21 protein-coding genes and 1 pseudogene are annotated in these 24752 nt (G+C 68.4%); 12 read left to right on the top strand and 10 right to left on the bottom strand.

What is annotated here, in order from left to right; genetic code table 11:
* Nucleotides 1-146 precede the first annotated feature (146 nt).
* A complete protein-coding gene (locus ABEB03_RS33040; RefSeq protein WP_345656513.1) occupies nucleotides 147-1724 on the top strand; it encodes an SLAC1 family transporter in 1578 nt (525 codons plus the stop codon).
* Between the two features lie 215 nt (nucleotides 1725-1939).
* Here the strand turns inward: ABEB03_RS33040 and ABEB03_RS33035 are convergent, their stop codons facing one another.
* Nucleotides 1940-2416: an SRPBCC family protein gene (locus ABEB03_RS33035; RefSeq protein ID WP_345656512.1), complete on the bottom strand. Its 477-nt coding sequence runs from the start codon at nucleotides 2414-2416 to the stop codon at nucleotides 1940-1942.
* Between the two features lie 427 nt (nucleotides 2417-2843).
* Here ABEB03_RS33035 and ABEB03_RS33030 point away from each other — a divergent pair, with 427 nt between their 5' ends.
* The 4 genes from ABEB03_RS33030 to ABEB03_RS33015 all read left to right on the top strand — a co-directional run bounded on the left by ABEB03_RS33030 (nucleotide 2844) and on the right by ABEB03_RS33015 (nucleotide 6171).
* Nucleotides 2844-3077, top strand: a complete 234-nt coding sequence (locus ABEB03_RS33030) for a DUF4265 domain-containing protein (protein WP_345656511.1) — start codon at nucleotides 2844-2846, stop codon at nucleotides 3075-3077.
* Between the two features lie 362 nt (nucleotides 3078-3439).
* Nucleotides 3440-5041, top strand: a complete 1602-nt coding sequence (locus ABEB03_RS33025) for a serine/threonine-protein kinase (protein ID WP_345656510.1) — start codon at nucleotides 3440-3442, stop codon at nucleotides 5039-5041.
* Nucleotides 5038-5754 (top strand): hypothetical protein, encoded by a 717-nt coding sequence (locus ABEB03_RS33020; RefSeq protein ID WP_345656509.1) that lies wholly within the window; start codon nucleotides 5038-5040, stop codon nucleotides 5752-5754. The genes ABEB03_RS33025 and ABEB03_RS33020 overlap by 4 nt, the downstream gene beginning before the upstream one ends.
* 24 nt (nucleotides 5755-5778) lie before the next feature.
* Nucleotides 5779-6171 (top strand): hypothetical protein, encoded by a 393-nt coding sequence (locus tag ABEB03_RS33015; RefSeq protein ID WP_345656508.1) that lies wholly within the window; start codon nucleotides 5779-5781, stop codon nucleotides 6169-6171.
* On the opposite strand, the gene ABEB03_RS33010 is transcribed toward ABEB03_RS33015, so the two are convergent.
* The 3 genes from ABEB03_RS33010 to ABEB03_RS32995 all read right to left on the bottom strand — a co-directional run bounded on the left by ABEB03_RS33010 (nucleotide 6168) and on the right by ABEB03_RS32995 (nucleotide 8315).
* Nucleotides 6168-6641, bottom strand: coding sequence for a hypothetical protein (locus tag ABEB03_RS33010; RefSeq protein ID WP_345656507.1), 474 nt, complete (start codon nucleotides 6639-6641; stop codon nucleotides 6168-6170). The two genes, ABEB03_RS33015 and ABEB03_RS33010, sit on opposite strands and share 4 nt — an antisense overlap.
* 367 nt (nucleotides 6642-7008) lie before the next feature.
* Nucleotides 7009-7593 carry a hypothetical protein gene (locus ABEB03_RS33000; RefSeq protein WP_345656610.1) on the bottom strand — a complete coding sequence of 195 codons (585 nt, stop codon included), beginning with the start codon at nucleotides 7591-7593 and terminating at the stop codon, nucleotides 7009-7011.
* A gap of 41 nt (nucleotides 7594-7634) precedes the next feature.
* Nucleotides 7635-8315, bottom strand: a complete 681-nt coding sequence (locus ABEB03_RS32995; protein ID WP_345656506.1) for an SDR family oxidoreductase — start codon at nucleotides 8313-8315, stop codon at nucleotides 7635-7637.
* A 56-nt stretch (nucleotides 8316-8371) separates the two neighbouring features.
* Here ABEB03_RS32995 and ABEB03_RS32990 point away from each other — a divergent pair, with 56 nt between their 5' ends.
* A complete protein-coding gene (locus ABEB03_RS32990) occupies nucleotides 8372-8743 on the top strand; it encodes a winged helix-turn-helix transcriptional regulator (RefSeq protein WP_345656505.1) in 372 nt (123 codons plus the stop codon).
* A gap of 203 nt (nucleotides 8744-8946) precedes the next feature.
* Here ABEB03_RS32990 and ABEB03_RS32985 read toward each other — a convergent pair whose 3' ends face one another.
* Entirely contained in the window at nucleotides 8947-9105 is a 159-nt protein-coding gene (locus ABEB03_RS32985; protein ID WP_345656504.1) for a hypothetical protein, read from the bottom strand.
* A 55-nt stretch (nucleotides 9106-9160) separates the two neighbouring features.
* On the opposite strand from ABEB03_RS32985, the gene ABEB03_RS32980 reads away from it, so the two are divergent.
* Nucleotides 9161-10387, top strand: coding sequence for an MFS transporter (locus ABEB03_RS32980; protein WP_345656503.1), 1227 nt, complete (start codon nucleotides 9161-9163; stop codon nucleotides 10385-10387).
* Between the two features lie 368 nt (nucleotides 10388-10755).
* Here the strand turns inward: ABEB03_RS32980 and ABEB03_RS32975 are convergent, their stop codons facing one another.
* Nucleotides 10756-11178 (bottom strand): hypothetical protein, encoded by a 423-nt coding sequence (locus ABEB03_RS32975; RefSeq protein ID WP_345656502.1) that lies wholly within the window; start codon nucleotides 11176-11178, stop codon nucleotides 10756-10758.
* Between the two features lie 438 nt (nucleotides 11179-11616).
* Between ABEB03_RS32975 and ABEB03_RS32970 the strand changes: the two genes are divergently transcribed.
* Together ABEB03_RS32970 and ABEB03_RS32965 are read left to right on the top strand one after the other, a co-directional pair.
* Complete coding sequence (locus ABEB03_RS32970) at nucleotides 11617-12156, top strand: ArsR/SmtB family transcription factor (protein WP_345656501.1); 540 nt, start codon at nucleotides 11617-11619, stop codon at nucleotides 12154-12156.
* Between the two features lie 17 nt (nucleotides 12157-12173).
* Nucleotides 12174-13448 (top strand): MFS transporter, encoded by a 1275-nt coding sequence (locus ABEB03_RS32965; protein WP_345656500.1) that lies wholly within the window; start codon nucleotides 12174-12176, stop codon nucleotides 13446-13448.
* A 318-nt stretch (nucleotides 13449-13766) separates the two neighbouring features.
* On the opposite strand, the gene ABEB03_RS32960 is transcribed toward ABEB03_RS32965, so the two are convergent.
* On the bottom strand, nucleotides 13767-15218 hold the full coding sequence (locus ABEB03_RS32960; RefSeq protein ID WP_345656499.1) for an amidase: 1452 nt from the start codon (nucleotides 15216-15218) through the stop codon (nucleotides 13767-13769).
* A gap of 234 nt (nucleotides 15219-15452) precedes the next feature.
* Here ABEB03_RS32960 and ABEB03_RS32955 point away from each other — a divergent pair.
* Nucleotides 15453-15788 (top strand): annotated as a pseudogene (locus ABEB03_RS32955) (transposase); the annotation flags it as partial.
* Nucleotides 15789-15855: 67 nt separating this feature from the next.
* On the opposite strand, the gene ABEB03_RS32950 reads toward ABEB03_RS32955, so the two are convergent.
* Nucleotides 15856-16290 (bottom strand): VOC family protein, encoded by a 435-nt coding sequence (locus ABEB03_RS32950; RefSeq protein WP_345656498.1) that lies wholly within the window; start codon nucleotides 16288-16290, stop codon nucleotides 15856-15858.
* Nucleotides 16291-17045: 755 nt separating this feature from the next.
* On the opposite strand from ABEB03_RS32950, the gene ABEB03_RS32945 reads away from it, so the two are divergent.
* On the top strand, nucleotides 17046-17384 hold the full coding sequence (locus ABEB03_RS32945; RefSeq protein WP_345656497.1) for a hypothetical protein: 339 nt from the start codon (nucleotides 17046-17048) through the stop codon (nucleotides 17382-17384).
* A gap of 1800 nt (nucleotides 17385-19184) precedes the next feature.
* Here ABEB03_RS32945 and ABEB03_RS32940 read toward each other — a convergent pair.
* Nucleotides 19185-20300: a tellurite resistance TerB family protein gene (locus ABEB03_RS32940; protein WP_345656496.1), complete on the bottom strand. Its 1116-nt coding sequence runs from the start codon at nucleotides 20298-20300 to the stop codon at nucleotides 19185-19187.
* Between the two features lie 714 nt (nucleotides 20301-21014).
* Here ABEB03_RS32940 and ABEB03_RS32935 point away from each other — a divergent pair.
* A complete protein-coding gene (locus ABEB03_RS32935; protein WP_345656495.1) occupies nucleotides 21015-22049 on the top strand; it encodes a DUF6215 domain-containing protein in 1035 nt (344 codons plus the stop codon).
* Nucleotides 22050-23035: 986 nt separating this feature from the next.
* Here the strand turns inward: ABEB03_RS32935 and ABEB03_RS32930 are convergent.
* Entirely contained in the window at nucleotides 23036-24742 is a 1707-nt protein-coding gene (locus ABEB03_RS32930) for an ABC-F family ATP-binding cassette domain-containing protein (protein ID WP_345656494.1), read from the bottom strand.
* Nucleotides 24743-24752 lie beyond the last annotated feature (10 nt).

Raw genomic sequence — 24752 nt, 5'->3', positions numbered from 1 at the left:
CGTCCTGAAGGACCTCCTCAGGCCGTCACGCGGACCGTCGTCACCGCGGTGTCCCCCAGTACCCGCACAGCCACTGCACTCAAGAGTCCCTGAACTGCACATTCAACTAAAATGGATCTACCGCAAGAGCGGCCGGAGGATGCCTCATGGCCAAGCAGATAACCTGCCACAGCATCTACGAACAGACGCCCACCCAGGACGGAGAGGCCGGCAATCGGGTACTGGTCGACCGGGTCTGGCCGGGAGGCATTCGCCGGCGGGGCGCGCCCCTCGACGAATGGATGCGGGACATCGCCCCGTCCGCCGCGCTGCAGCGCTGGTACGGCTACAACCCTCTGCAATTCGATGAATTCCGCCGCCGCTATCTCCTCGAACTGGCCGATCAAGGCCACCGGCAGGCGGCTGCCCGCCTACGGGATCTGGCAGAACTCGGCAACCTCACCCTGCTGACCGCCACCCAGGACATGGGCCGGAGCCATGCCCTGGTCCTCGCCGAATGGCTCAGCGATCCCGAAGACCACGATGCGCGACGTCACGACGACCATTCCGAGCCCGGACGCACGGGTGCCGCCCCTCGACCACCCGGACACCGCGCCGCCGTCTCCACGGCGGTGGCGAACCTCAACGCGGGGGCGCTCGCCTTCGTCATGGGCACCGGCATCGTCTCCACGGCCCTGTACGTCGTCGGCGCCGGTACCGCCTCCGCCGCACTGCTGTGGGTGGCTCTGGCCGGTTTCGTCGTGCTGGTGCCCGCCTACGGCTGGCGGCTGCTGCGCCATCGAGAGCGGTTCGTCGCGGATCTCCTCGGACCGCGCAGCTTCGCCTTCCTCACCCTCGCCATCTCCTCCAATGTGCTGGCCGCGCGCTTCGTGCCCGACGGGCACACCGCTGTGGCGGGAGCGTTCCTGGCGTTCGGCGCGTTGGGGTGGCTGTTGCTGGACTACGGCATCCCGCTCGCGCTCATCACCGCGTCGAGGCGAGGCCCGTCGCTCGACCAGGTGAACGGCACCTGGTTCCTGTGGGCGGTGGGTTCGGAGTCGGTGGCGGTCGCGGCGGCCTCGCTCGCCCTGGTGACCCCGGGCCACGTACTGCCCGTACTGGCGGTGGTGTGCTGGGCCGTCGGCCTGATCCAGTACCTGCTGACCGCCGGACTCGTTCTCGCCAGACTGCTGGCCCGGCCGGTGCAGCCGGAAGGCCTCATGACGTCCGTCTGGATCTTCATGGGGGCCGCGGCGATCACCGTGCTGGCCGGTGTACGGCTGATCTCACTACCGCCGGGCAGCACGCTGCTGTCGCGTCCGGTCGTCCTCGGGTCGTCCGTCGTCCTGTGGGCGTTCTCCAGCTGGCTGATCCCGCTCCTGCTCGCCTTGGGCGCATGGCGCCACGCGCTGCGCCGGATTCCGCTGTGCTACGAGCTCGGCTGGTGGAACCTCGTCTTCCCCATCGGTATGTACGCGGTCACGACGCACGAACTGGGACGCGTGACCGGAACCTCGTGGATGACCGCCATGGGCCGCTGGGAAGTCTGGGTCGCCGCGGCCGTCTGGGCCCTCGCGTTCGTCGCCATGGTGTCCGTCGCGCTCCGGCCCCGCTCCACGTCTGTGCGCGAAGGGCGTGCCGAGCACGGATCCGGTACCGATACCGAGCACGGATCCGGTACCGACACAGGGCAGGCAGCACGCCCGGAGAGCACGGGCTCGACGCCCACCCGCCCACTGCCGTAGTCAAGCCCGCCGACGCGGCGCCAACCCACCGGCGCCCCCGGGACCGGTGGCGCGGTGGATTCGGCCGGACGCCGCGCCCGGCGTGATGCGGGGCGGCATACGGGGCCCTGTCGACGACGAAGGGTTCTCGGTGACGAGCTCTGCACGAGTGGCCCTACGGCCGCGTTCCACCCGCGCGTGCTGCGTGCCCCCGAGTGTGCGAACGCCGTGCGGTCTCAGAGGGTCGAGCCGGGATCGCCCGGCTGTATGCGTCCCCGCCAAGCTCCCGTCTCGCCGCCGCGATGTTCGATGTAGTCCTTGAAACGGTGCAGATCTCCCTTGACCCGCCGGTCGATGAAGCCCAGGGCGTCCACGCCCTTCTCGGCAAGTCCGCTGGGCTCCACGTCCATCGTGAGTTCCACCCTGGTGTGCGTATCGTCCAGGCGCTGGAACCGGACCGAACCCCGCTGCTGCGTGCCGTCGTCGACGGTCCGCCATGTGATCCGGTCGTCCGGCAGCTGGTCCACGATCTCGGTGTCGAACTCGCGCCGCACCCCACCGATCCTGGTGATCCAGTGGTTGTGGCGGTCGTCCAGCTGCCTGACTTCCTCGACCCCCTCCATGAAGTGCGGGAACTCCTCGAACTGGGTCCACTGGTTGTAGGCGGTGTGGACGGGAACCTCGACGTCCACTGCTTCCTTGACCGTGCTCATCCACTTCTCCTTGCTTGCGGTAGGCCGGCATGTGATCGAGCGGCCGAAGCCCGCGTGCGAGGGCGTATTCGCCCCGGCATGGTCCGGCGCTGCTCCACGGGCTCGGACAGCCTCACCCGGGCGGCGGCCCACACCTGGACCGATCACGCCCTCATGCATGTCCTTCGCACGGCGGGCGAGTACCCGACACCACCGTGATCAACCGTCGTCCGGGCGTGCGGTGACGTCTTGGGCGCCACCACTCTCGGAAGGCCGGTCCCCACGATCGCATTCCACGCCCGGGTCGCTTCCTCCCTCTTGGACAACACCCCCTGGTTCGTCCGCGGGGTCGCAAGCGATGACATCGTCAAAGTCGAGGTCGACGACGACGGCTTGATGGGCCGGCGAGACCGTTCGCGCTTCGGACAACTGCACCACCCGGTTGATCGTGCTGAAGGACGGAGGTTCGGCAGCAGCCAGGCAGACCGTGCTGGAGACCTTCCATCGGCTCGGAACGACAGGCGAGGGTATCGAGCAGTTCCGGATGGTCGCGCTGGACATCCCGCCGACAGCGGACCTTCCCCGGATCCGCAGGTTGCTGGAGCACGGTGCAGCCAAGGAATGGTGGCACTGGGAGGAAGGGCGCGTCACCGCGGCATGGAGAGGTACCGCCTCGGACTAGGGGCCAGGACGACCCCGGTTTCATCAAGCCCTCGGTGGGCACGCCGGGGCCCCGCCCGATCACCAGACGCACAGGGCCGGCCGGCACCCCCCCTTCCAGCCTGACTCCTTCCCGCGGTGTGCGTCCGGCCCCTGCGGATTCCGGAACTCCGATGAAAGCTCCGAGACAGCCCTGCCCGCAGTCCGTGAAGGTCATGGCTGAGTGAGGATCCGGACCCGGAGACGTTCGAACAAGCCTCGGTCGTCACTTGGAGCTACGGGTCTCCCACCGCAACCGCGATGCCCGGAAATGTGTCTCTCATCCTGTGCTCGATGCTCCGGGGCAGGTGAGGTACCGGGGCACGGCGGCCTTGGGGGACGGACATGAGCACTTGGGCGGTGCCGGGATACACCGAGTCGCTGGAACTCGGTTCGGGGGCGAGCGGACGGGTCATGCTCGCCGTTCATGTGGAGACCGGGGTTCCGGTCGCGGTGAAGTACCTCAGCGACTCCTTGCGCACCCGGCCGGGATTCGTGCAGGGGTTCCGCTCGGAGGCGCGGCTGCTGGGCGGGCTGGGAAGTCCGTACGTCGTCGGCCTGTATGAGTACGTCGAGAGCCCCGACGGGGCCGCGATCGTGATGGAGCTGGTCGACGGCATCTCGCTGCACACCCTGCTGATCAGGCAGGGCCCGCTGGCGCCGGAGGCGGCGCTCACCGTCCTCAAGGGCTCGCTGCTGGGGCTCGCCGACGCGCACCGGGTAGGTGTCGTCCACCGCGACTACAAGCCGGAGAACGTCCTGGTCGGCACGGACGGGTCCTCCCGCCTCGTCGACTTCGGCATCGCGGTGGACTCCGGCGTCAGCGCGGGCATCTCCGGGACCCCTGCCTATATGGCGCCGGAACAATGGACCGGCGCGCCCGCCTCGCCCGCCGCGGATGTCTACGCGGCCACGGCCACCTTCTTCGAGTGCCTGACCCGCCGTAAGCCGTACCAGGGCGAGAACTTCGCCGAGCTGGCGCTCCGGCACCTGGACGCGCCGATTCCGGTGGAGCAGGTGCCGGAGGACGTACGGGGTCTGGTGGCGCGGGGCCTGGCGAAGAACCCGGCGGAACGGCCCACACACGCCGCGGAGTTCGTGCGGGAGCTGGAGGTGGTGGCGGGGGCGGCGTACGGGCCGGACTGGGAGGAGCGCGGCCGCAGGGCCCTTGCCGCGCTGGTTGCGCTGCTTCCCCTGCTGTTGCCGTCGGGGCGTACGTCCCCCAGTTCCACGACGGACTTCGCCCGGACGGTGCTGCGTCAGCCCTCCGCGGGAGGCCGGCTGCGGCCGTGGCTGCCGGGCCGGGCGGGACTGGTGCTGTCGGCGGCCCTGGTGCTGCTGGGCGCGCTTCTGGCCTACGGCGTCCTGCCGGACCCGGCCGCTTCCCCGCGTGAGGTGGCGCGGGTGCTGGCGACGACCAGCGCGCGGCCCGGGAGCGACCCCGTCGCGGAGTCGAGCCAGACGCCCACGCCGTCCGCCACCCCGCCCGCCCCGCCCGCCCCGACGGCCCCCCAGTCACCCACGGATCCGGCCACGCCGTCGACCGAGCCTCCGCCGGTCGATGAGCCGGATCCGGTGACCACGACCCCGACCACCCCTGACGTCGATCCCCCGCCGGCCGTCAAGGACATCGCGGCGGACCTCCAGACGACCAGCCCCACGACCGCCACGGCGACGCTGACGATCACTACGGACGGCCCCGGGCCGCTGACCCTCACCGTCGAGTGGTTCACCAGCGAGGAGCCCGGCGGCCAGTTGACGCCCGACGGCCCGGCAGACACATTCGAGCGCAGCGGCGCGAGCAGCTACACCGTCACCGTCGAGCACACCTTCCAGAGGGATTACTGCTCCTGGTGGACCGTAAAGGCCACCACCGACCCGGCGTCCGCCGACGGCGGCGCGACCGCCCAGTCACAGCTACGCGGGTGCAGGGCGGGTGTGGAATGAACGCCCCCGAAGACCAGATTCCCGAGGAACCCACCCGCAGACTCGGCCCCACCGAGGCCGAGTACAGCGCAACCGTGTTGGCCAGCCACTGGTTTACGCGCCCGGAACAGGACGGGGCCACGGTGCCGGAGCAGGGGGATCCCTCCGTGACGGTGCCGGTCGGGGGGTTCCCCCGCCCGCGGCAGCAGGTGTCCCCCGCTACGGTGCCGGACCGCATGGAGGGCACCGTCCTGCGTTTCGGCCCCGGTGTCACGGCGGCAACCGCCCACCGTAGCCTCAGCACGCTGATCGTCACGCCCCCACCGCCCCCGCCCGTCCCACGCAGCGGCCCGCGCCGCTACGCGCTCCCGGCGCTGGTCTTCCTCTGCATCCTGGCCTTCTTGGCGTGGCACCGGCTCGGCCCCTCGGTGGAGGTGCGCGACGTGTCGGTCACCTCCCGTCCGGCGGAGCTGGGCTGCGGCGAGACGGCGCGGATCCTTGCCCATGTCACGACGAACGGCCGCCCGGGCACGTTCACCTACCGTTGGCTCCGCAGCGACGGCACGTCCTCGGGCGTGCTGCGCGAACGCCTGCCCCGCGGCCGACGTCACGCCACTCTCAGCCTCCTGTGGACCTTCGAGGGCAAGGGCCACCAGGCCGGGCGAGCAGAACTCCGCGTCCTCACGCCGTCGGTGCACACGGCGGTCACGAAGCTGACCTACGACTGCCGATGACCCGCGGTGGCCTGTTCGGCCGAAGTGGCCACCGCAACAGGCACGTTCCGCGCCGATGTCCTGGTGACGAACGTGCCGAAGCGGGCCTGGCAGAAGGAGGGCACTGGGGCGTTCCTGTACTGGCTGGCGCGGCCCGGTCAGCGGCCTGACGAGTGGACGGTGCTCTGCAACGAGGGCCGCGGCCCACTGTGGGAGCACCACGACATGGGCTGCCTGGCCTTCCTGCTGGCGGTGCTGACAGGAACGGCGGAGACGGAGTACTTGGGCTACCTCGATGACGTGCTGAAGCCGACGGAGCACCGCTTCGCGACGGCCGACCAGACACTGGGAACGTCGCGCCGTGCGACGGCGCCAGGTGTCCATCGCACTCCGCCTCCGGCCTGCCTTCTTCCTCTGGCCTGCCCTGTGATCCGCTAGCTCAAGTGATGTCGTGCCCAATCGGAGAGGCCGCTGAGCCGGACGGCGGCTTTGACAGGGTCACCGGTTCGGGTGGGCTGGCCCACCTCAAAGTCGTGGCCGGTCAGGCCGCTTTCGTCCTCGACAATGCAAGCAATGCGATAGGCCAGCCGCATCACTTCCAACGCCGCCGGACCCGAGTGGCGGTAGGCGACCTCGATATGGGCTGTGTCCCCGCAGTAGTCGAGCTGCACGCGTCCCGGCGGACCAACCGTCTCAAGGGTGAGGCTGTACAGGTACTCCTCAGACTCGACAGAACCAATGTCCCGCGAGACTCGGCCCAGGATCCGCTCCCACTCGTTCCGTTGCGCGTCGGTGAGTCGGAGCAGCGGCAGGTCTGCATCGGGATCAATGCCGGCGTTGAGGCGGTCAAGCGTCTCCTGCAGCGTCAGACCCTGCTGCACCCGCACGAGCACGATGTCGTAGGTCACCGGGTGAACCTATGCCACCTTCCGCTCCGCAGCGACGGCATTGACCAAGCCGCGGACTCGCCCCGATCCCATCGGATGCGGCTGCGCCGAGAACTTCTTCCACATGCGCCTTGGCAGTGGACCCTCTCCGGACGTGGTCCGCTATTGCGAGCTCTCGCTCACGCTGTACGCCGTTTCGGACGCGTAGGCCGAGGCCACTTCGAGGATCTGCTCCCCGAGTTGATGGGCGGCGGTGAAGTACTGGTCGATCAGCCGGCGTCCGGCGGCTCCCTACCTCCGAGTCCGCCGCCGCCCGTCCCGCAGCAGGGTCCATCACGATCAGGAGAGGAAGCGCGCGCGTCGAAGACTCTTGTCCGGTTTGTAGGTGTCAGACCTGCACGAGGGCATCGGGGTCGACGTCGCAGCGGTCCACCTTGGCAGCCAAGCCGGCGCCGCCGACCGGCACCTTTGCGGTCACCTTGCCCTTCGCAGGCACCTTGACCTCGTGGAAGAGGGCCTCGACCGTGCCGCCATTCGCGTCGAGGAAGGCGACGTGGACGTCGAACCGCATGGACTTGCTGTTGGGGTTGCTGACCTGGACGGTGGCGTACGGCGTTGTCGCGTCGGCGCACTTGATCAGACGCACGGTTCCATCCTCCACGGACTTCGTGCTGCCCGTCGCGGCCGGCGACGACGTGGAGCGGTGGGGCCGTCGCGTGTAGCCGCTGCCGCCCGACGACGACCCCGACGAACTGCCGTACACGTCGTCGTCATCGCCGTACGTGGACCCGGAGCTCCCGCCCCCGGACGTCGACGAGTTCGACGAACTGTCGTGGTTCTGCGAAGAACTGCTGCACCCGCCCCCGCCGCTGCTGTGCCCCCGCGCGTGCCCGTGCCCCCGACCCGTCGAGAACCCCGTCAGGGCCAGCACCACTATGCCCGACACTGCCACCAGCTTGACTCCCCGTTTCATCACGACGGACACCCTACGCGCCACACAATGTGGCGCTGAGATCAGCGGTGCCGGGCGCCGCCATCGACATGGATGGTGTCGCCCGTCACCCATCCCGCGCCCAGGAGCCACAGGGCGGTGTCGGTGACGTCCTCGAGCGTCCCGACCCTGCCTGCGAGGGAGGCCGCGGCGGCACTGTCGTACAAGGCACGGCGACGCTCGTCCGGAAGCCTGTCCCAAGTGCCGGAGTCGGTGATACCGGGCGCGATGGCATTGACACGCAGCGGCGCGAGCTCGACGGCCAGGTGGGTGACCAACGCGGCCAGAGCAGCATTCGCAGTGCCTTTGACGACGGTTCCGGGCTTGGGCTTCCAGCCCACAATGCCGGAGAAGAACAGGAACGATCCTCCGGCAGGCATCCGTGGGGCGAAGTGCTTGGCCAGCAGCAACGGGCCGACGACCTTGGCGGAGAACGCGGCCTGGATCTTGTCGTGTTCCAGATCCGGCACCGGCACGTCGTGGTGAGCCGACGCGGTGGAGATCACGTGATCGAAGGCGCCGAGCGACTCCGCGGCCCGCATGATGGTGGTCTCGTCGGTGACGTCGATCTGTACCTCGGAGCCAGACCGTGCTGCGACGACGACGTCGGCGCCGGCCTGCTCGGTGCGCCGGACGATCTCAGCGCCGATACCGCGGGCCCCGCCGACGACCAGGATCCGCTTGCCTGTCAGGTTCTCACTCATGACCGCGACGGTATAGATTTGCTACCGGTATCTTCAACGCTACCGGGAGGACCCCCATGGGCAAGGCGTACAACGTCATGGCGGCGACGTGTCCGAGCCGAACGGTGCTGCACCGCATCGGGGCGCGTTGGACGGTGTTCGCCATCAACGCACTGGAGGACGGCCCGATGCGGTTCACCGAACTGAAGGCACACATCCGCGGGATCACCCCCAAGGCCCTCACCGAGACACTGCGCGCCATGGAGACCGACGGCCTGCTCACCCGCACCGACCTGGGCGGCAACCCGCCGCACGTCGAATACGCCCTGACCGAGCTCGGCCGTTCCCTGCTGGTTCCGCTGCGTGCCGTACGACAGTGGGCCGAGACGCACGTCCCCGACATCCTCGCTGCGCGCGAACGAGCCGGCGTCGAGAAGGCCTCGGGCTGACGATGCCACCCCGAGCGCCGGGCAACAACGCAAGGCGCTGACCGCAGCGTCACGTCACAGCACAAGCCGGCGGCACCGGCTTCGCCCTTCGACGTGCTGTCGTAGATCACCGACGACTTGGCGCCCAGTTCGGCACGTTCCTCGCGGCTTCGACCGCATCCCCGGCAACGATTGGCCGTGCGTCCACGGCCTCAAGGGGCGCCTCAGCGAAACGCGTTGGGCCGCCTGAAGAGCATCTGGAACCGGGGCCGGGTGGCTTCGTCGATCTGGTCCAGCAGGGCGCCGGGTGAACGCATCAGGTGGTTGGTCGGCTGGTGGCGGCCGGGGCAGGGCGCGGCCATGACGTTCAAGGCCTTACCCATGCACGATTCCCGGTAGCGTTGTAGATACCGGTATAGAATATATACCGTCTGGGTCGTGCCTCCTTCCGATTCCATGGTGCGTCCCTCGATGGCTCGACATGGCCGCTTCGTCGCGGCCATCGTCATCGACTCGATCGGCACCGGCGTCTTCATCCCCGTTACGATGCTGTACTTCCTGGCCACGACCTCGCTGACGCTGGTGCAGGTGGGCGCGGCGCTCACGACGGCCGGGCTGCTGGCACTCCCAGCAGGTCCTCTGGTCGGAGGGCTGGTCGACCGGTACGGCGCCAAGCCGGTGCTGCAAGCCGCAAACCTGGCTCAGGCGCTCGGCTTCGCCGGGTATCTCGTCGTGGACCAAGCCTGGCAGATCGCCGTCTGCGCGTGGTTGAACAGCGCCGGGAGGGCAGTGTTCTTCGGCTGCTACGGCGTGACCGTCACGGCGCTGGCCGCGCCCGGTCAACGCGAACGCTGGTTCGGCCTCCTCGGGTCCGTACGCAACCTCGGGTACGCACTCGGCGGGCTCCTCTCCGCCGTCGCCGTCGGTATCGGCACTCCCCGCGTCTACGCCGCGATCGTGGCCATCAACGCCATGTCCTATGTCGCCGCCTTCGCCCTGATGGGGGCCGTACCCAACGCCCGTCCGGAAGCGGGCCACGACACTGCCGGAGGCTGGCGGCGCGTACTCCAGGACCGGCGGTACCTGTCACTCGTCGGACATCAACTGTGCTTCGCCATCTCGTTGTTCGCCCTGAACATCGCGATACCGGTCTACGCCGTGGACGTGCTGGGACTTCCGGGCTGGACGGCCGGAGCGGTCTTCACACTCAACACCCTGATGGTCGGCTTCGGCCAGGGCGCCGTCGTCGGTTGGCTCCGCGGGCGGGTCCGCAGCCGCGTCCTCGTCGCAGGACACGCCTGCTTTGCTGCCGGCTACCTCCTGTTCCTCGCCGCCGACCACGTGACAGCGCTCGCCCTCGCGGTCGCCGTCGTACTGCTCGGTGCGAGCAGCTACACCCTCGGCGAAATCCTCGGCGGCCCCATCACGTCGACGGTCGCAGCGGAGAGCGCCCCGGACGCTCTCCGCGGCCGATACCTGGCCCTCAACCAACTCGCTGTGACTGTCGCAGGAGCGCTCGCTCCGATCGCACTCTCCGGGTTGCTGTCCACGGGGGCAACACCAATCTGGCTGACCCTGGTCGGCGTCAGCGTCCTTGGAGCAACGCTCGCCACCTTGATCGGCAGGACGGTGCCGGCGGCACAGAACCGCGTCGGAGTCGGCTAGTGCTGCGCTCCTCAAAGCGTCTGGTCTTACCCCTGGTCAATCCCCTGACCAGGGGAATCGCGCTCGGTAGGGATGTGCTCATGCCGAAGGCACTGCTCGCGCGGCTGCGCGCGATGCGAAGGAGGAACACGAGATCCGACGGCTGGCTGGTGCCCGGCACGCATCGGCTCTTTGGGCGAGGTGTCGCTGTGGTCGGCGAGGCGTCGGCGTTCGTGCGAGCTGCATGTAGTGCGTGGCTGTGTGGCCCGCGAGACCGGAACGGGACGGACGACCGGACAACCCGGCCCCCTGCACTGCCCCCTCCTGTTGTTGATGATCCGAGGGTGGTCCTACGTTGAACCCCAGCCCGTCCGAGCCACCGCCCAGCCCTAGACCATGGTCAGGAGGTGATCCGTGGAGCCGTAGTCGATCTTCCAATCACCATAGACCCCGCAGAATCCGTCCTTGATGCACCGCAGGCCCACGGTCGCCCAGCGCACCGACCCGTCGTCACCGAGCGAGAACGCGACCGCAGCCTCGAACTCCTCGCCCCCGCATGGACAGCCGGCCTCGCCGGGACCCGCGTCCTCCCAGAACTCCTCGCTGTCCGCGATGAACGCGCGGCCGCCGCAACCAGTGCACACCCGCTCGGCTGCGCCCTCGACATCATCGACGAGCACGAAGAACACGCGCCCGTCACACTCGCCACAGACGGAAGGAACGATCTTCACTGGGCGGTCGCCGTCAGCGTTCCGGAGAAACGTCGTGAGGCCCGCAGAGACACCCTCGCCAACCTGATCAGCAGCATGCACGGGCACATCGTACGAGTCGGCCGCCGGGGGTGGTGGTGTCCAGGTTCTCGTGCAGCGTGGTGAAGCCGATGCCGCGCTCGCGCAGCTCGGTGACCATGTCGATGAGGCCTGGAGGCTGTGGTCGTAGCGGTCGAGGTCGAGTGAGGGGACGCCGACCATGTCGCCTGCGTCGATGAAGGCGTGACACGCCTTCATCTCGGGACGGAGCGCACCCTTGCCGGACTGCTTGTCGGCGTAGATGTTCCGGCCGGCGCCGGGCGGCGGTGAGCGAGTCGAGCTGCCGCTGCAGTTCGGGCCCGCCGGTCGCCCCCCGGACATAACCGATTTTGATCCCGGTGCACACGAGCGGCTCGGCGACGAGCGCGTCCATGTCGTCCGCGTCCTCCGATGGGGGAAATCCCCTTGCGCAATGGTCAAGAATCGTTGACCATTGCTCGCATGCCAACCGAGGATCTTCCCGAGACGTTTCACGTCACCACGGACGAGCAGCTGCGCGCCGTCTCCAATCTCACGCGCCACCGGATCATGGCCGTGCTCCGCTTCGAGCCCGCGACGATCACGCAGATCGCCGAGCGGGTCGGCCTCGCCAAGGGGAGTTCCAGCTACCACGTGCGGCTGCTGGAACGGGCCGGCCTGGTGAAGGTCGTACGGACACGGAAGGTGCGGGGCGTCACCGAGCGGTACTACGCGATGGCCGCACGGTCGATCGTGCTGCCGGATCCGGGCGAGGGAGGCCCGGATGTGCTGATGCGCCATGCGGTGGCGGACCTGGAGGCTTCGCCGTCGGATGGCGAGCGGCACGTGCGGATGGCGCATCTGCGGCTCACCGAGGAGCAGTTCGCGCAGCTGGGGGCGCGGCTGCAGGCTCTGGCGGACGAGTACCGGGAGCTGTCCGATCCGTCGCTGCCGGACGCCTCACTCGTCTTCGCACTGTTCCACCCGGCACCGCGCAATCAGGCCGAGGGGGACACCAAGTGACATCAGATATAAGGAAGTTGCCGACCGGATTCGCACGGCTCTGGACTGCGCAGACCGTGTCCTCGCTCGGTGACGGAGTGTCGCATGCCGCGCTGCCGCTGATCGCGCTGACGTTGACGCGAAATCCGATGGCGCTCGCCGTCGTCACGGCCGCCGGGACGCTGCCCTGGCTGCTCTTCGGGGTTCTCGGCGGTGCGCTGGTGGACCGCTGGGACCGCCGGCGCACCATGTGGGTCACGGACGCGGCGCGTGCGGTGCTGCTCGCGATACCGGCGGTGGCAGCCGCGCTCGACGTGCTGAGCATTGCGCTGCTCGCCGCCGTCGCCTTCCTCCTCGGCCTCGGCGGACTCTTCTTCGACACGGCCGCCACGGCATACCTGCCCGATCTTCTCGGCCGCGACCCCGCGCTGCTGGAGCGAGCCAACTCCCGCTTGCGCGGAGCCCAGACCGCCATGTCCGGCTTCGCGGGGCCGCCTGCGGGCAGTGCGCTGCTCGCGCTCGGGCGTGCGGTTCCGCTGCTCGCCGACGCGGTGTCGTTCCTGCTCTCCGCGCTGCTCGTACGGTCGCTTCCCGCCATGCCCCGGCCCGTACCGGAGGTCCGCGAGTCGCTGCTGCGGCAGGCGCGGGCCGGAGCCTCGTACGTCTTCCGGGACCGTTTGCTGCTCGGGCTCGCGCTCCGCCCGGCGGTCGGGAACATCGCCTTCCTCGCCGTGGAGACCGTCCTCGCCCTCTTCGCCCACGACCGCCTCGGCATCGACACCTACGGCTTCGGCCTGCTCCTCACGGCAGAGGCCACCGGCGGTCTGCTCGGCGCCGGCATCGCCTCCCGCCTCGGCCAACGACTCGGCACCGGCACCGCACTGACCTTCACGGCCGCCGTCGAAGGCCTTGCCATCCTCGGGCTTGCCGCCGCCCCGAACCCGTACGTGGCCGGGCTGGCGCTCGCCGTCTGCGGGGCCGCCATGGGCGCCACCATGGTGCTCGCGCCCTCCCTCCGGCAGGCAATCGTCCCCGCCCACCTCATGGGCCGAGTCGCCTCCACCTCCCGCATGCTGGCCATGTGCGCCGCACCCGTCGGGGCCTTCGCCGGCGGCTGGCTGGCCACCACCTACGACATCCGCACCCCGCTCTACGCCGCCGCCGGCCTCCTCCTGTCAATGACGATCGTCACGGCGTCCATGACCAGCAACCGCCGGGTCGAAGCGGCCCTGAGCGCCACTGCCCCGGCCGACGAACCGGAGCACCCGGCATCCAAGGCCCCCGCCCAGGAGAATGCACCGGACCTGCTGTGACGCCTGCCGCAAGACGCCACAACACGTCGGGTGCCAGCCCCCACTGGGCGCAAGGAGTGACCGGGGCGGTCGCGTGTGCCGGCCGTCAGTCCTCGCCGCCCTCGGCAATGTCCGGTTCCCGGAAGGGGCGCAGTCCCTGGCCGGGTCCGCCGGCTTTGATGTCGAACAGGTAGCGGCCTCCGCTTCGTCTCAGGCTCCTTCATCGATGGGCCGTCTCAACTCCACTGCACCTCCCCGTGGTTCGCCAGGCCACCGATCATTCGGAAGATCCCGTCGTGACCCGCCCCACGTCCTCGACGGACATCGAGGTCGTAGGCCCTACTTCGGCGCCTGGAAGCCGCCGATCTTCAGCTCGAGCAGTTCGGCCAGACGCAGCGGGGTGCGGTCCTCGAACATCGGACCGATGAGCTGCACTCCCACCGGCAGGCCCTCGGCGGACCGCCCCGCGGGTATGGCGGTGGCGGGCAGCCCGGGCATGGTGGCCAGGCCGGCCCAGACGAGCTGGTCGAGGTACGGGTACTCGACGCCTTCGATGTCGATGCGCCGTTCCAGCAGATTGGGGTTGTGGTCGTGCGGGAACGCGGGCGTCGGCGTGATCGGGCACACCACGGCGTCGAACTCGGCGAACAGCTGCCGCCAGCCGTGGCGGTGGAGTTCGCGACGGTTGTTCGCCTCGATCCAGTCGCGGTGGCTGAACACCATGGCGCGCAGCCTCGCAGCGTTCAGGCTCTGGTCGTCTGGGTTCAGTCCGGCGACGCGGGTCTGCAACTGCTCGTACGACTCGACGGGAAACCGTGCAATGGAGCTCGAGATCAGCAATTGCGTGTAGAGCGTCGCGGCTTCGGTCAGGTCGGGCAGCAGCGAACTGTGCCGTTCGACGCGAGCGCCACAGTCGACAAGCGCGTCGGCCACCCGGTTCACGCCCGCCCGCACCGCGGACCCGGTCGGAATGAGCGGATGCTCGTCGAGGACCAGGACCCGGAAGTCGCCGATCCGCTCGTGGCGCGCGGGCGGCAGCGTCAAGTCGTACGCGACGCCGAGCGTCTGCGGGTCCGGTCCGGCCATGACATCGAGCAGGAGCGTGAGGTCGCGGGCGGTACGTGCCATCGGACCGACGACGGCGAGGTCGAGATCGGAGGGCAATGCCGGCGCGAGCGGCGGGACCATGCCGCGGTTGGCCGCCAGTCCGAGTGTCGGCTTGTGTGCGTAGATGCCGCAGAAATGCGCGGGGGTGCGCAGCGAGCCGCCGATGTCGGAACCGATGGACAGCGCGCCGAACCCGCACGCCAGGGCCGCCGCCGACCCGCCGGAGGACCCGCCCGCCGTGCGGCCGTGATCCCACGGGTTGTTGGTGGTGCCGTAGATCTCGTTGAAGCTCTGTATATCCTGCAGCCCCAACGGCACATTGGTCTTACCGAGCACCACCGCGCCCGCGGCCTTGAGCCGCGTCACCTGTACCGCGTCCTCGGGCGGCACATAGTTCCGGTATGGCGGCATGCCCCAGGTCGTGGGCAGCCCGGCAATGTTGTAGGACTCCTTGACCGTCACCGGAATACCGAGCAGAGGCCGGTCCTCGCCGCGGGCGCGCGCCTGGTCGGCACGGTGTGCGGCGGCCCGCGCACGGTCGAAGTCCGGCACGCATATCGCGTTGATCGCCTTGTCGTCCCGCTCAATACGGGCGATCGCCTCATCAGTCAGTTCCGCCGAGGTCACTTCTCCGGCGCGCAAGGCAGCGGAGAGTTCTTCGGCCGTCTGAAAATTCCACTCCATGAATCCGACCGTATCGGCCACTGGAAGAGGTCATAAAATGCCGCTTCGCACAACGAGTTGGATGTCCCCATACTCATGACCCTTTTCGGCCACGGACGATTCGCCTGACAGTCGGCGATGGCGACACGCGGCGGCATCGCCTCCGCCTGAACGAAGACTGACTGTCACGGTGGGGTTGACACTCGCCCTCCGCCCCACGTCATGGCCGGCCTGCCCCGATGCCATCGTGCCGCCGTCGGCCGACCGGCCACGGGCAACCGCAACGATTGCAAGACCTGGGAACTTTCCGGTGCGAAGGCCGCCATCGGCCGGGCCACGGTCATCGCGGACGGCGGCTATCGGGGCACCGCCCTGCCTGTCCCACACCGCCGTGAGCGCGGCCAGACCGAATTGCCAGCTTGGAAAGAGGAGCACAACGCCCCCCACCGCAAGGTCCGGGCCCGCGTCGAGCACGTCTTCGCGCGAATGAAGGCAGGGAAGATCCTTCGTCACTGCCGTCTGAAAGGCGACGGCGTGCATGCCGACATGCTCGGCATCGCCCGGCTGCACAACCTCGCCCGCACAGGGTAACTCCCGCCCCATACGAGACCAGAGAGGCCCAGGGGAGGCGGCTCCCCCTCTCCGGCTCGGAGAGGGCTCAGTCGATACAGAATTCGTTTCCTTCGATGTCCAGCATTGGGATGCACGACTCGTTTTCCTCGTCGGCATACAGCGTTTGCACGTGGGTGGCGCCGAGCGCGACCAGTCGTGTGCACTCGGCTTCGAGCATGGCGAGGCGCTCGTCCCCCATCAGCCCGGTGCCGACCCGAACATCGAGATGCACGCGATTCTTGACGATCTTGCCTTCGGGGACGCGCTGGAAGTACAGGCGCGGGCCCACGCCGGATGGATCACTGCAGGCGAACCATGATCCCTGCTTCTCCAGAGGCAGGGTGCGGTTGAAATCGTCCCAGGTGGCGAACCCCTCCGGTGGCGGCGGTATGACGTACCCCAACACTTCGCACCAGAAGCGAGCAAGACGCTCGGGGTCTGCGCAGTCAAAGGTGACTTGGAACTTCTTGAGCCCGGACATCGGCGCACCGTACCGCGTACCAGGGGGACCCTGCCGCTCATTTCCACAGGCGGCTCCGCCCGCCACCCGTCACATCCATGGCGTCGTAGATACCAAGTGGTCAATCCTGACAGCTCACGAGAACGACGCGACCGTGGCGCGGAGCGCCCCAGCGGTTCCCAGAACCCAGTCCTGACCAACCACCTTGCTGCCAAGTTCCGTTGCTGGACAACCTAACACTCATACGAGCGGCCGCTGACCGAGGTACCTGGCCAGGAGCCGTTCACATGCAGTGACTGCGGGATGTGAACCCACGACGACTCGCGCCACGAAGGTTTTCAAGATCAGTGCCGCCGTCGGCCTTCAGGCGAAGGGAGAGAGTCCAGCAGTCTCAAGGTGATCAAGCAGGTCTTGAAGACAGGCGTCCGGCGAGGGCTGGTCGGTACGAAAGAACGTATCCTCACCCAAGGCTCAGCCAGAGACGATCACAATCCAGCGTGTGCCCGGGGTGCGCTCGCCGTCAGCTTTGAAGACTCCACAGCACCCCAGCTCGATCAGCCATTCCATGAGTTCCACGATGTCCATGCCCACCCCTCCCCCGTAGATCTTGCCAGCACCAAGCGTCAGGTGACCGGTGGGGCCATTGACTCACACCAGTCGCCGGCCACCGCCGAGGCCGACTCGGATCGAGCTCCTGAAGCGGATGTCGGGCAGAGGCCACGGCCCGCCGATGATCAGTGTTGCTGTTCAGCGGCATAGCGTGTGCATCATGAAGCATGGGGATTGATCTGGAGCTGCACTCAGCACGGCCGGCCCGCAACAACTGGCGCAAGTCCCGCGCAACACTCCTGCGGAGCTACGGGCACGGCGACGCCCTGGCCGATGCACTCGGCTCGCTCCAGCTCCTTGGGGTATCCGGGAGGCTCACTGCCGTCGATCCGTACGGGAATACGTTGATGAACGAGCAGGAGGCCGCAGCCGCCCTCCGAGAGATCGACGATCTAATGCAGCGGTGCGATAACGAGCGTCAGCTCGCCGCACTGAACGACCTCGCCTTGATGCTGCAACAGTGCGCGGCCACCCGAGGCAGCTACCTGTGGTTCGCGGGCGACTGACGCTCGTGCCATGCCTGTCGTGTGAGTGTCCAACTGCGAGACAACGCCTGCGTACACCGGCGGACAAGCACGCACACCTGTGGACCATCGCGGCAGGTGACGGGTACACCAGCCCGAGGCCGAGCGCCCGAGCAAGTTGCCTCGGAAAGAAGGTTCTCTCCACAATCGTGCCACCTCATGCGGTCCACGGCCGCTCGCCGCAATCGAGATGCGCCGTTGACCAGGCCTGCCGCTGCGGCCGGAGAACCCAGGGCGCCCTTGCTCCCGATCACATCCGCCGTCGTAGAGGCAAGCGTTCCCCCGTGTACGAGTGACGTCGACAACTACGACAGCTTCCAGCAGGTCGGAGTGGTGATCGAGGAGGCGGACGCAGGTCACGGTCGCTGAACCCTCGTAACCGAGCAATGCGGTTGCGGCTTCGCAGGTGGGCCCGGTGGGGACACGTCCACGGTCAGCGCAGCAGAGGACGTGAGGCAGGCGATCGCAAGCGAGTTGCAGCTCATCGATCCGCGTGTAGGTGCCTCGCGAGAACGCGCCGGGCAGCTCCTCAGATCATTGCCGTCGGCGTCGGCGTCGGCGTCGGCGTCGCAGAAAGGTGCCACTCCACCGTGCAGCCGCTGTAAGCGAGGGGGAGCCACGACGCTGGCACTCCACGCGAACGGTTGCGCTCATGGATGCTGACCGCGCTTGGCCAGTGGTTCAAGCTCCCCCGGGGCCCGGATGCCTTCGGTGAGCGAGGCCAGACCGATGTCGGGGCCAAAGCCTCTGTTGGCGACCTCGGGCGCGACCGACTCCACCGCTGGGCATACCGAGAGACCTACCGCTTCGACACAGCCACCCTGCCACGACCCCAGGTCGGCCGGCCCGTAGGGCAGTAGAAGCGAACGAGTTGGCCCATCCGAACGGCGTACTTCGGATCCGAGCTGGCTTTCGAGGTCGAGTACGTGGTCTGCGATCTTTGCGAGATCGGCTGGTTGGAGTCGTCTTGTCCCTCCCCGGGTTACAACCCGCTGTGGTCTTGCCTCACCGCTCTCGGTCCCTCCGCCGCGTCTGCCCCGGAGTCCGGTGGCACACCGCCGGCGGCCAGTTCCGTGCGTCCGAGCCCTTCTGCAGGCATGTCGGCGTGGGGGTTACCGGTGGCCATACCCGGCAGGGAAGGTGCGATCACGTGTAGCCGCGATGAGCGGCCCTGACGAGCAGTGCCCTCGGCACGGCACGTGCGTAGTCCGGGCGGCGGTGCCCGGGCACCACGGCGTCACCGTCCTCGACCATGCTGACGTCGCGGTCACGGCCGGGCGTCGCTGTCTGCGTTTGCCGGGCCGGATGGTCGCGGACTGGATGAACTCCACCAGCGCCCACAGCGTGCTGGCGTGCGCGCCGTTTCCGCACGCGCGCCCTCTCCGCCCTTGCCCGCCAGCCCTTGGCTCGCGCCGATCAGCCGAAACTCCTCCAACCGGCGCGCGGCATCGCTCGCCGTGCGGGACTGCGCCCCGACTCTTCCGCCGGATCATGCTGTCGCGCCCGGAGACAGCCGTCCATGAACTCAACCCCGCCCGTGCCCCAGTAAGCGGTCGAGCCTCTGCCGGGCACTGGGTCCGCGGTCACTGGCGCAACCAGTACTTCGCCACCACTTGAATCCGGCCAGCAGAGGGTGGGCCGAGATCCCTCCCCCGGATGCCGGCCTGGTGGCCTGAGGTGCACATTGCTCGCTGCGAGCCACTCCGGGCAACTGGTGGGGCGCCCGACAGCGGCCTCGCCGTAGGGCAGACTTCGGCCTTCGTGGGGCCTGCGCACCGCGGGTCAGCGTCGTCGGCAGCGATCCCGTAGCTCGGCGATGACTGCCTTCTCGTGCGTGTTGAGATCCCCATCGACGGCGGCGACCCGCTCGGCGGCGTAGAGAACGTCACTGAGATCCCCGGGCTCGGCGTCGATGCGCTGCCATACCTCGTCCGGGTCGATGGTGACGACGTCGGCGAGTTGCTCGTCATCGATCTGATGCCGTTCCCGGGCAAGCCGCGTCAGCCGCTGGAACAGCAGGCGCTCGGCGTCAGAGATCTTGCCGTCCGCGTTGATGACGAGCCACGCGACCCACAGCATCAGCCGCAGGTGGCGCGTACGTCGGATCAAAGTGTCGGCAAGTTCGATCACCTCTGCTTCGTCACGAAACACGGATTTCGCGTGGCGTCCCGCGGCCACGGTCGTGTAGCGGTTCACGAGGATGGTGAGGGGGATCCCGACGCCGGGGACGCCGAACTTGATGATGTTGCGTTGCAGAAGGTGCTTCCCGACGAACGGGAGGCTCTTCGCGGTGGCAAGGACCGGACCGGCGTAGTACTTCTTGAGGACTTGCCGGACCAGGCCGGGTACGAACTTCATGCTGCCGCGGGCGACCTCTCCGGCCTTAATGCCGACTGCCACCCGGACGAGTTTCATCATGTCCTCGGGATCGTCCACGTCCAGGGGAATCCGGTAGATCACCGCGATGTCGTAGGCCAGGCGCATCTGCAGTTGGGTGATGTACGTCAGGTCAACCATGAAGGTGACGAGCCCGGCCGGAACAGTGGCGGGGCTGGCACCACCCAACGACCCGATGGTCGCCGCGATCGTCCCTGTGTAGAGGCTGGAGGTGATTCCGCCTTCAATCATGGCGTTCTTTGCCGCCAGCTTGATCTGCTGCCCGACGATACCGTCCGCGGGGACGCCCCTGTACTTCTGCTGGAAGTACTCCCAGGTGGCTTTCTCTGTGTACGACCGCAACGCCTGGGCGCAGAGTTTCGTGAACCAGCCGCCCGACTTGATGTCGTCCGCCGACAGCCCTTCAACGAACTCCCGCAGTTTGGCGCGCTCCTGTTCGACAGCTTCGCGGTCGGCATCGTCGTCGCCGGCGTTGACGGAGCCGGGCAGCACTTCGGTCACAGCGGGGTCCCCTCCCGGATGGTTCAGCAACCTGCAAGGTTGCCAGATATGGGCAATCCACAGGTGGCCGACGAGATGACTGATGCCCTTTCCTGCAGAGGTCCCAGTAGGAAGTATCCCGCTCAACGGCAACTCTCGCCGCGAGGAGCAGCACTCTCGCGTGACAAACGCCGTCTTCGTATCAGACCCTGCCAACCCTCTGGCTGGCGTCAACGAACCCTTACTCGCCCGCCGGCCGCGGTAGGACACCGCCTACATCGCGTCGACCGCACCCTGGCATCCACCCGCTCCTCGCCCACCTCGGAGTAGGTCTCGGTCATCATGGCGATCTGCGAGTGCGCACTGCCCTCCCCGGCATCTTGTTCGGCCCTGCAAGAGGACCGCTGGCCTCCAGGCCCGGCATGACTTCCCCCGCTTGTTGTTGGGCAGTGGACTGGTCCAGAACCTCAGGCAGCCTTGGCTCAGCACTTGACGGCAGAGCCGACGACGTCGTGGTCGAACCGTCGCTGGAAGAACGCGAAGACGATCAGTGCGGGCAGGACGAGGAGGACGCCGAAGGTGAGGGCCTGGTCTCAGGCGCCGGCACCCGCTGACGTCGCGACAGCCATCTCAGGATCGTCGGCTTGGTGGCTTTTGCATCGGCCGCACCGCAACGTACGCGGAACTGTGGCTTCCACCACGGCGAATATCGTCTTGTCCTGGTGAGATCACCGGATGCTCGGTTTCCTCCTCCGTCTCCTGCCGTTCTGGGTCCGCGAGCCCCTGCTCATCGCGGTCGGGTCCGTTCTCGGCATACGCATCATGTATCTCGCCGTCCGTGATCACGATCGCGTCGCGGCCGGACTCGGCATGGTGTTCCTCGTGTTCACCGCAATACGCTTCTACGGGGTGGTCCGGGCCCTGCGTGCACGCCGGGACCCGAGTCCGGCGGCCTCCGCAGACCGGGCGGCGGTCGATGCTGCCGCCCACGCCCAGCCCCAGCCCCAGCCCCAGCCCCAGCCCCAGCCCCAGCTAGGAGCTGGGCCGCATCCCGGCCCGGACACCCCGGAGAAGGAACCCAACGCGTGGGGCCAGGCCGTCGCCGCCGTGGCCGTGGTCGGGGCACTCGGGGCCGCGCTGTGGGTGGCCCCACACGTGATGCCGTCCGACGACAGCACTCCCCAGCCCGCCTCGTGTTCGGGCGGAGAACACGAGCCGCTGCCCCAGGCCTACAAGCAGAAGCCCCAGCCCGTGACGGGTGAAGAGCTGTGCAAGGCACTCAACCGGCCAGACCTGGCCAAGCTCCTCGGCACGCCCGGAGAAACCGCGACCACTGCTTCGGGCACCAGCAACACCGCTCCCCTGACTGATGGGAAGGTCGCCCAGCCGGAGGCCGAGGTCGCGTTCGACACGTACACCGTCAATGTCTCGGCCACCTACAACGATCTGACGACCGACCAGTACGTGAAGCTGATGAAGTTCGGGGATGAGACAGACATCAGGACCCTCAAGGTTCTCGACCGGCCCGCGGTCTTCTCCTCGGATCACACCATGAAGCTCGAGATCAACCTCGGCAGCGGCGGATCCGGCGGACCGGTCGAACAAGGTCCCCTGGCCAGGACATTGACCGTGGCCCTCGACCGCAAGGACCGGGGCGGCTACTGCGACATCACCGTGTGGAGCACGTCCGGAGCCCTCCCGGACGACCATGTTCTCCTCGACATCGCCGAGAAGGTTCTCCCGACGATTTCCGAGCGGCCTGCCAGATGAGACACCGAGGACAATTCAGCCGCGAACAGATCGGTCCAGTCACGCTGCCGGCGACCGGACCAGTCGTGTAACGGGATCCGGGCCACGAACTCCTTGGCCCGGATCCCGGCGGCGAAGAGACACTGCTAGTCCGCCGTGCAGGCGTCGCGGAGACCGTCGCCTTCCTCCGTCGGGCGATCACCACCACACGTCACGCTGGACGGCCGAGGGGCAATCCGACGGCCGACCCACCGGCAGCCCCACAGGACGGCCGTCGCCGGCCACGCTACGAACGATTCGGACCTGCCCAATTGCGATCACGGCGTACGCGGTACCAGAGGTTCCCCGACACGGCTGGAGTACTCGCGCCGGGGTCAACTCTGCCGAGCGCGGGCGATGGTGTCGAACACCCACTCGTGAAACACCAGCCGCGGGAAGAACCGGCCTCCGACGTCGAACTTGAGCGAAACGGAAGGGCTTATTCGCAAGTCCCGGTGCGCGGTGCGCACGCAGACGAATGTGTCTGGTGTGCCAGCCCGATCCGATGGGGCCGATCTGGTTGATCCTCGCGTGAATACGGTTCCCGTGCACCAGAGCGGCACAGCCGTGCTCCCTGGCTTTGGATACCGGGACGCTGCCGGCCCAGCGGCTGAACTCGTCGAGATATCCGTGCTCGGACAACTCCCGCAGGGTGATCTTCTCCAACCGCACGTCCCTGGTCCGTCGAGGAACACCATGAGTTGCGATACTCCCCTGCGGCGCTGCCAGTGAGCGGGGAGGTCCCGCACCACGCAGTCCAGCAGGCGCAGGACGTCCGCGCGCACCGCGGGATCCAGCGATGGGAGTTCTCTGAGCATGTATGCGCCGTCCTCGTTCGCTCCACTGGCGTCCACGAGAGGGACCACCGGCTCAACAGTGCGGTTCGCGGCCTGACTTCGTGTCCATCCGGGCGCGTCGCCGGGCGTCCACCGGAAGCTTTGGTGACAGTAGGTCTGCTCTGGCCACAACTATCCGCTGCCCTGTTCGGATGCTGGTTCCCGGACGAAACCGGCGGCCCGGAACGCGTCTGCTCTGTCGCTCCTGCGCCGGTCGGCCCCAAGGACCAGTCGAACCTCCCGGCCCTGCCAGCGTCGGCGCAGCCAGCGGTCGTGGCTGGCGACGACGATGGCACCTGGTCCGGTGCCGAGTGCCTCCTCCAGTTCGTCACACAGGCGGGGGGACAGGTGGTTCGTGGGCTCGTCGAGCAGCAGCAGGTGGGGCGGGCGGGCCACCAACAGTGCCAGCGCCAGCCTGCGGCGCTGCCCCACCGACAGCTCCCGGACCGGCCTGTCCAGGTCGGCCCCGTGCATCAGGCCGAGCGAGCCGAGTGGCACCTTCGCCGCCCGGGCCGAACCCACCGCCGCCTCATAGGTGTCGCGCCCCGTGCGTTCGGGCCGTTCGAACACGGTGTCCTGAGTGAGCAGCCCCACCGTCAAGTGCCGCCGCCTGCGCACCTCGCCCTCGGCCGGGAGCCGTCCGGCGAGGACGGCGAGCAGCGTCGACTTGCCGGCCCCGTTGTCGCCAGTGATCAGGAGCCGATCGGTCGCCGCCACCTCCAGGACGTCCAGTACCAGTCGACCCGGCACCCGTACGTCCCGCAGTGCCACCAGTGGCTCCTTGCTCTCCTCGGCCTGCCTCGCCAAGTCCCCGGCGGCGAATCGCAGGGGGCGCGGCGGCTCGGTCACCCGAGTGCGCTCCAGCTCCTCCAGCCGCCGGGTGGCGTTGCGCACCCGACGGGAGATGGAGTGCTGCACCCGGCCGGCCCGGTGGCCGTAGCCCATCTTCTCGTTGTCGACGCGGCCCCGGTCCGGGGCGACCCGGTACGCGGTCACGCCCACCGACTCGCGCAGTTCTTCCAGTTCCTCCTGTTCCTCGGTGTACCGCCGCTCCCAGCGCCGCCGCTCGGCGTGCTTCTCGGACAGGTAGGCGCTGTAGTTCCCGCCGTAACGGACGGGCCCGTACAGCGCCGGGTCGAGGTCGATCAGGTCGGTGCTGACGGCGTCGAGGAACGCCCGGTCGTGGCTGGCGACCACCACGGTGCCGGGCAGGGACCCGACCTGTCCCTCGAGGAAGGTGGCGGCGTCGTCGTCGAGATGGTTGGTCGGCTCGTCCAGGAGCAGCGCGGAGGGCCGCCGGACCAGCAGCGCGGCCAGGGCCAGCCGGCCGCGCTGCCCACCCGAGAGCGAGCCGAGCCTCCGGTCGTGGCCGACGGCGCCGAGGCCAAGGCCGTCCAGGACCAGCGCGGCCCGGCGGTCGGCGTCCCAGGCCTCTCGATCCTGGGCCTGTTCGAGACGTCTGCCGTAGGCGTCGAGCAGTTCCTGGTGGCCCGGGTCGTCCTCGGCGCAGCGGGCCAACTCCTCGCCGAGCCGGTCCAGTTCGGCGAGGTCCTCACGGGTCTCGCGCAGCGCCTCGTCCAGTACGGCGGCGGGCGTGGAGTCCGCGTCGAACGGCATCTCCTGGTGGAGGAAACCGAGGTCGCGGGGGCGGGTGACACGTCCCGCGTCGGGTTCGTCCACGCCGGCGAGCAGCCTCAGCAGGGTGGACTTGCCGACGCCGTTCTCCCCGATCAGGCCGATGCGGTGACCTGGGGAAGCGGTGAGGGAGACACCGTCGAGGACGCGACGGCCGCCGAGGTCACGGACGAGGTCGTGGGCGAGCAGAGCGAGTTGGGGCACGGGGTACCGT

This window comes from Streptomyces siamensis, assembly GCF_039543605.1.
Taxonomy (GTDB): Bacteria; Actinomycetota; Actinomycetes; order Streptomycetales; family Streptomycetaceae; genus Streptomyces; species Streptomyces siamensis.
Note: the sequence above shows the minus strand (reverse complement) of the source record. Positions and strands in the feature narration are given on the sequence as shown.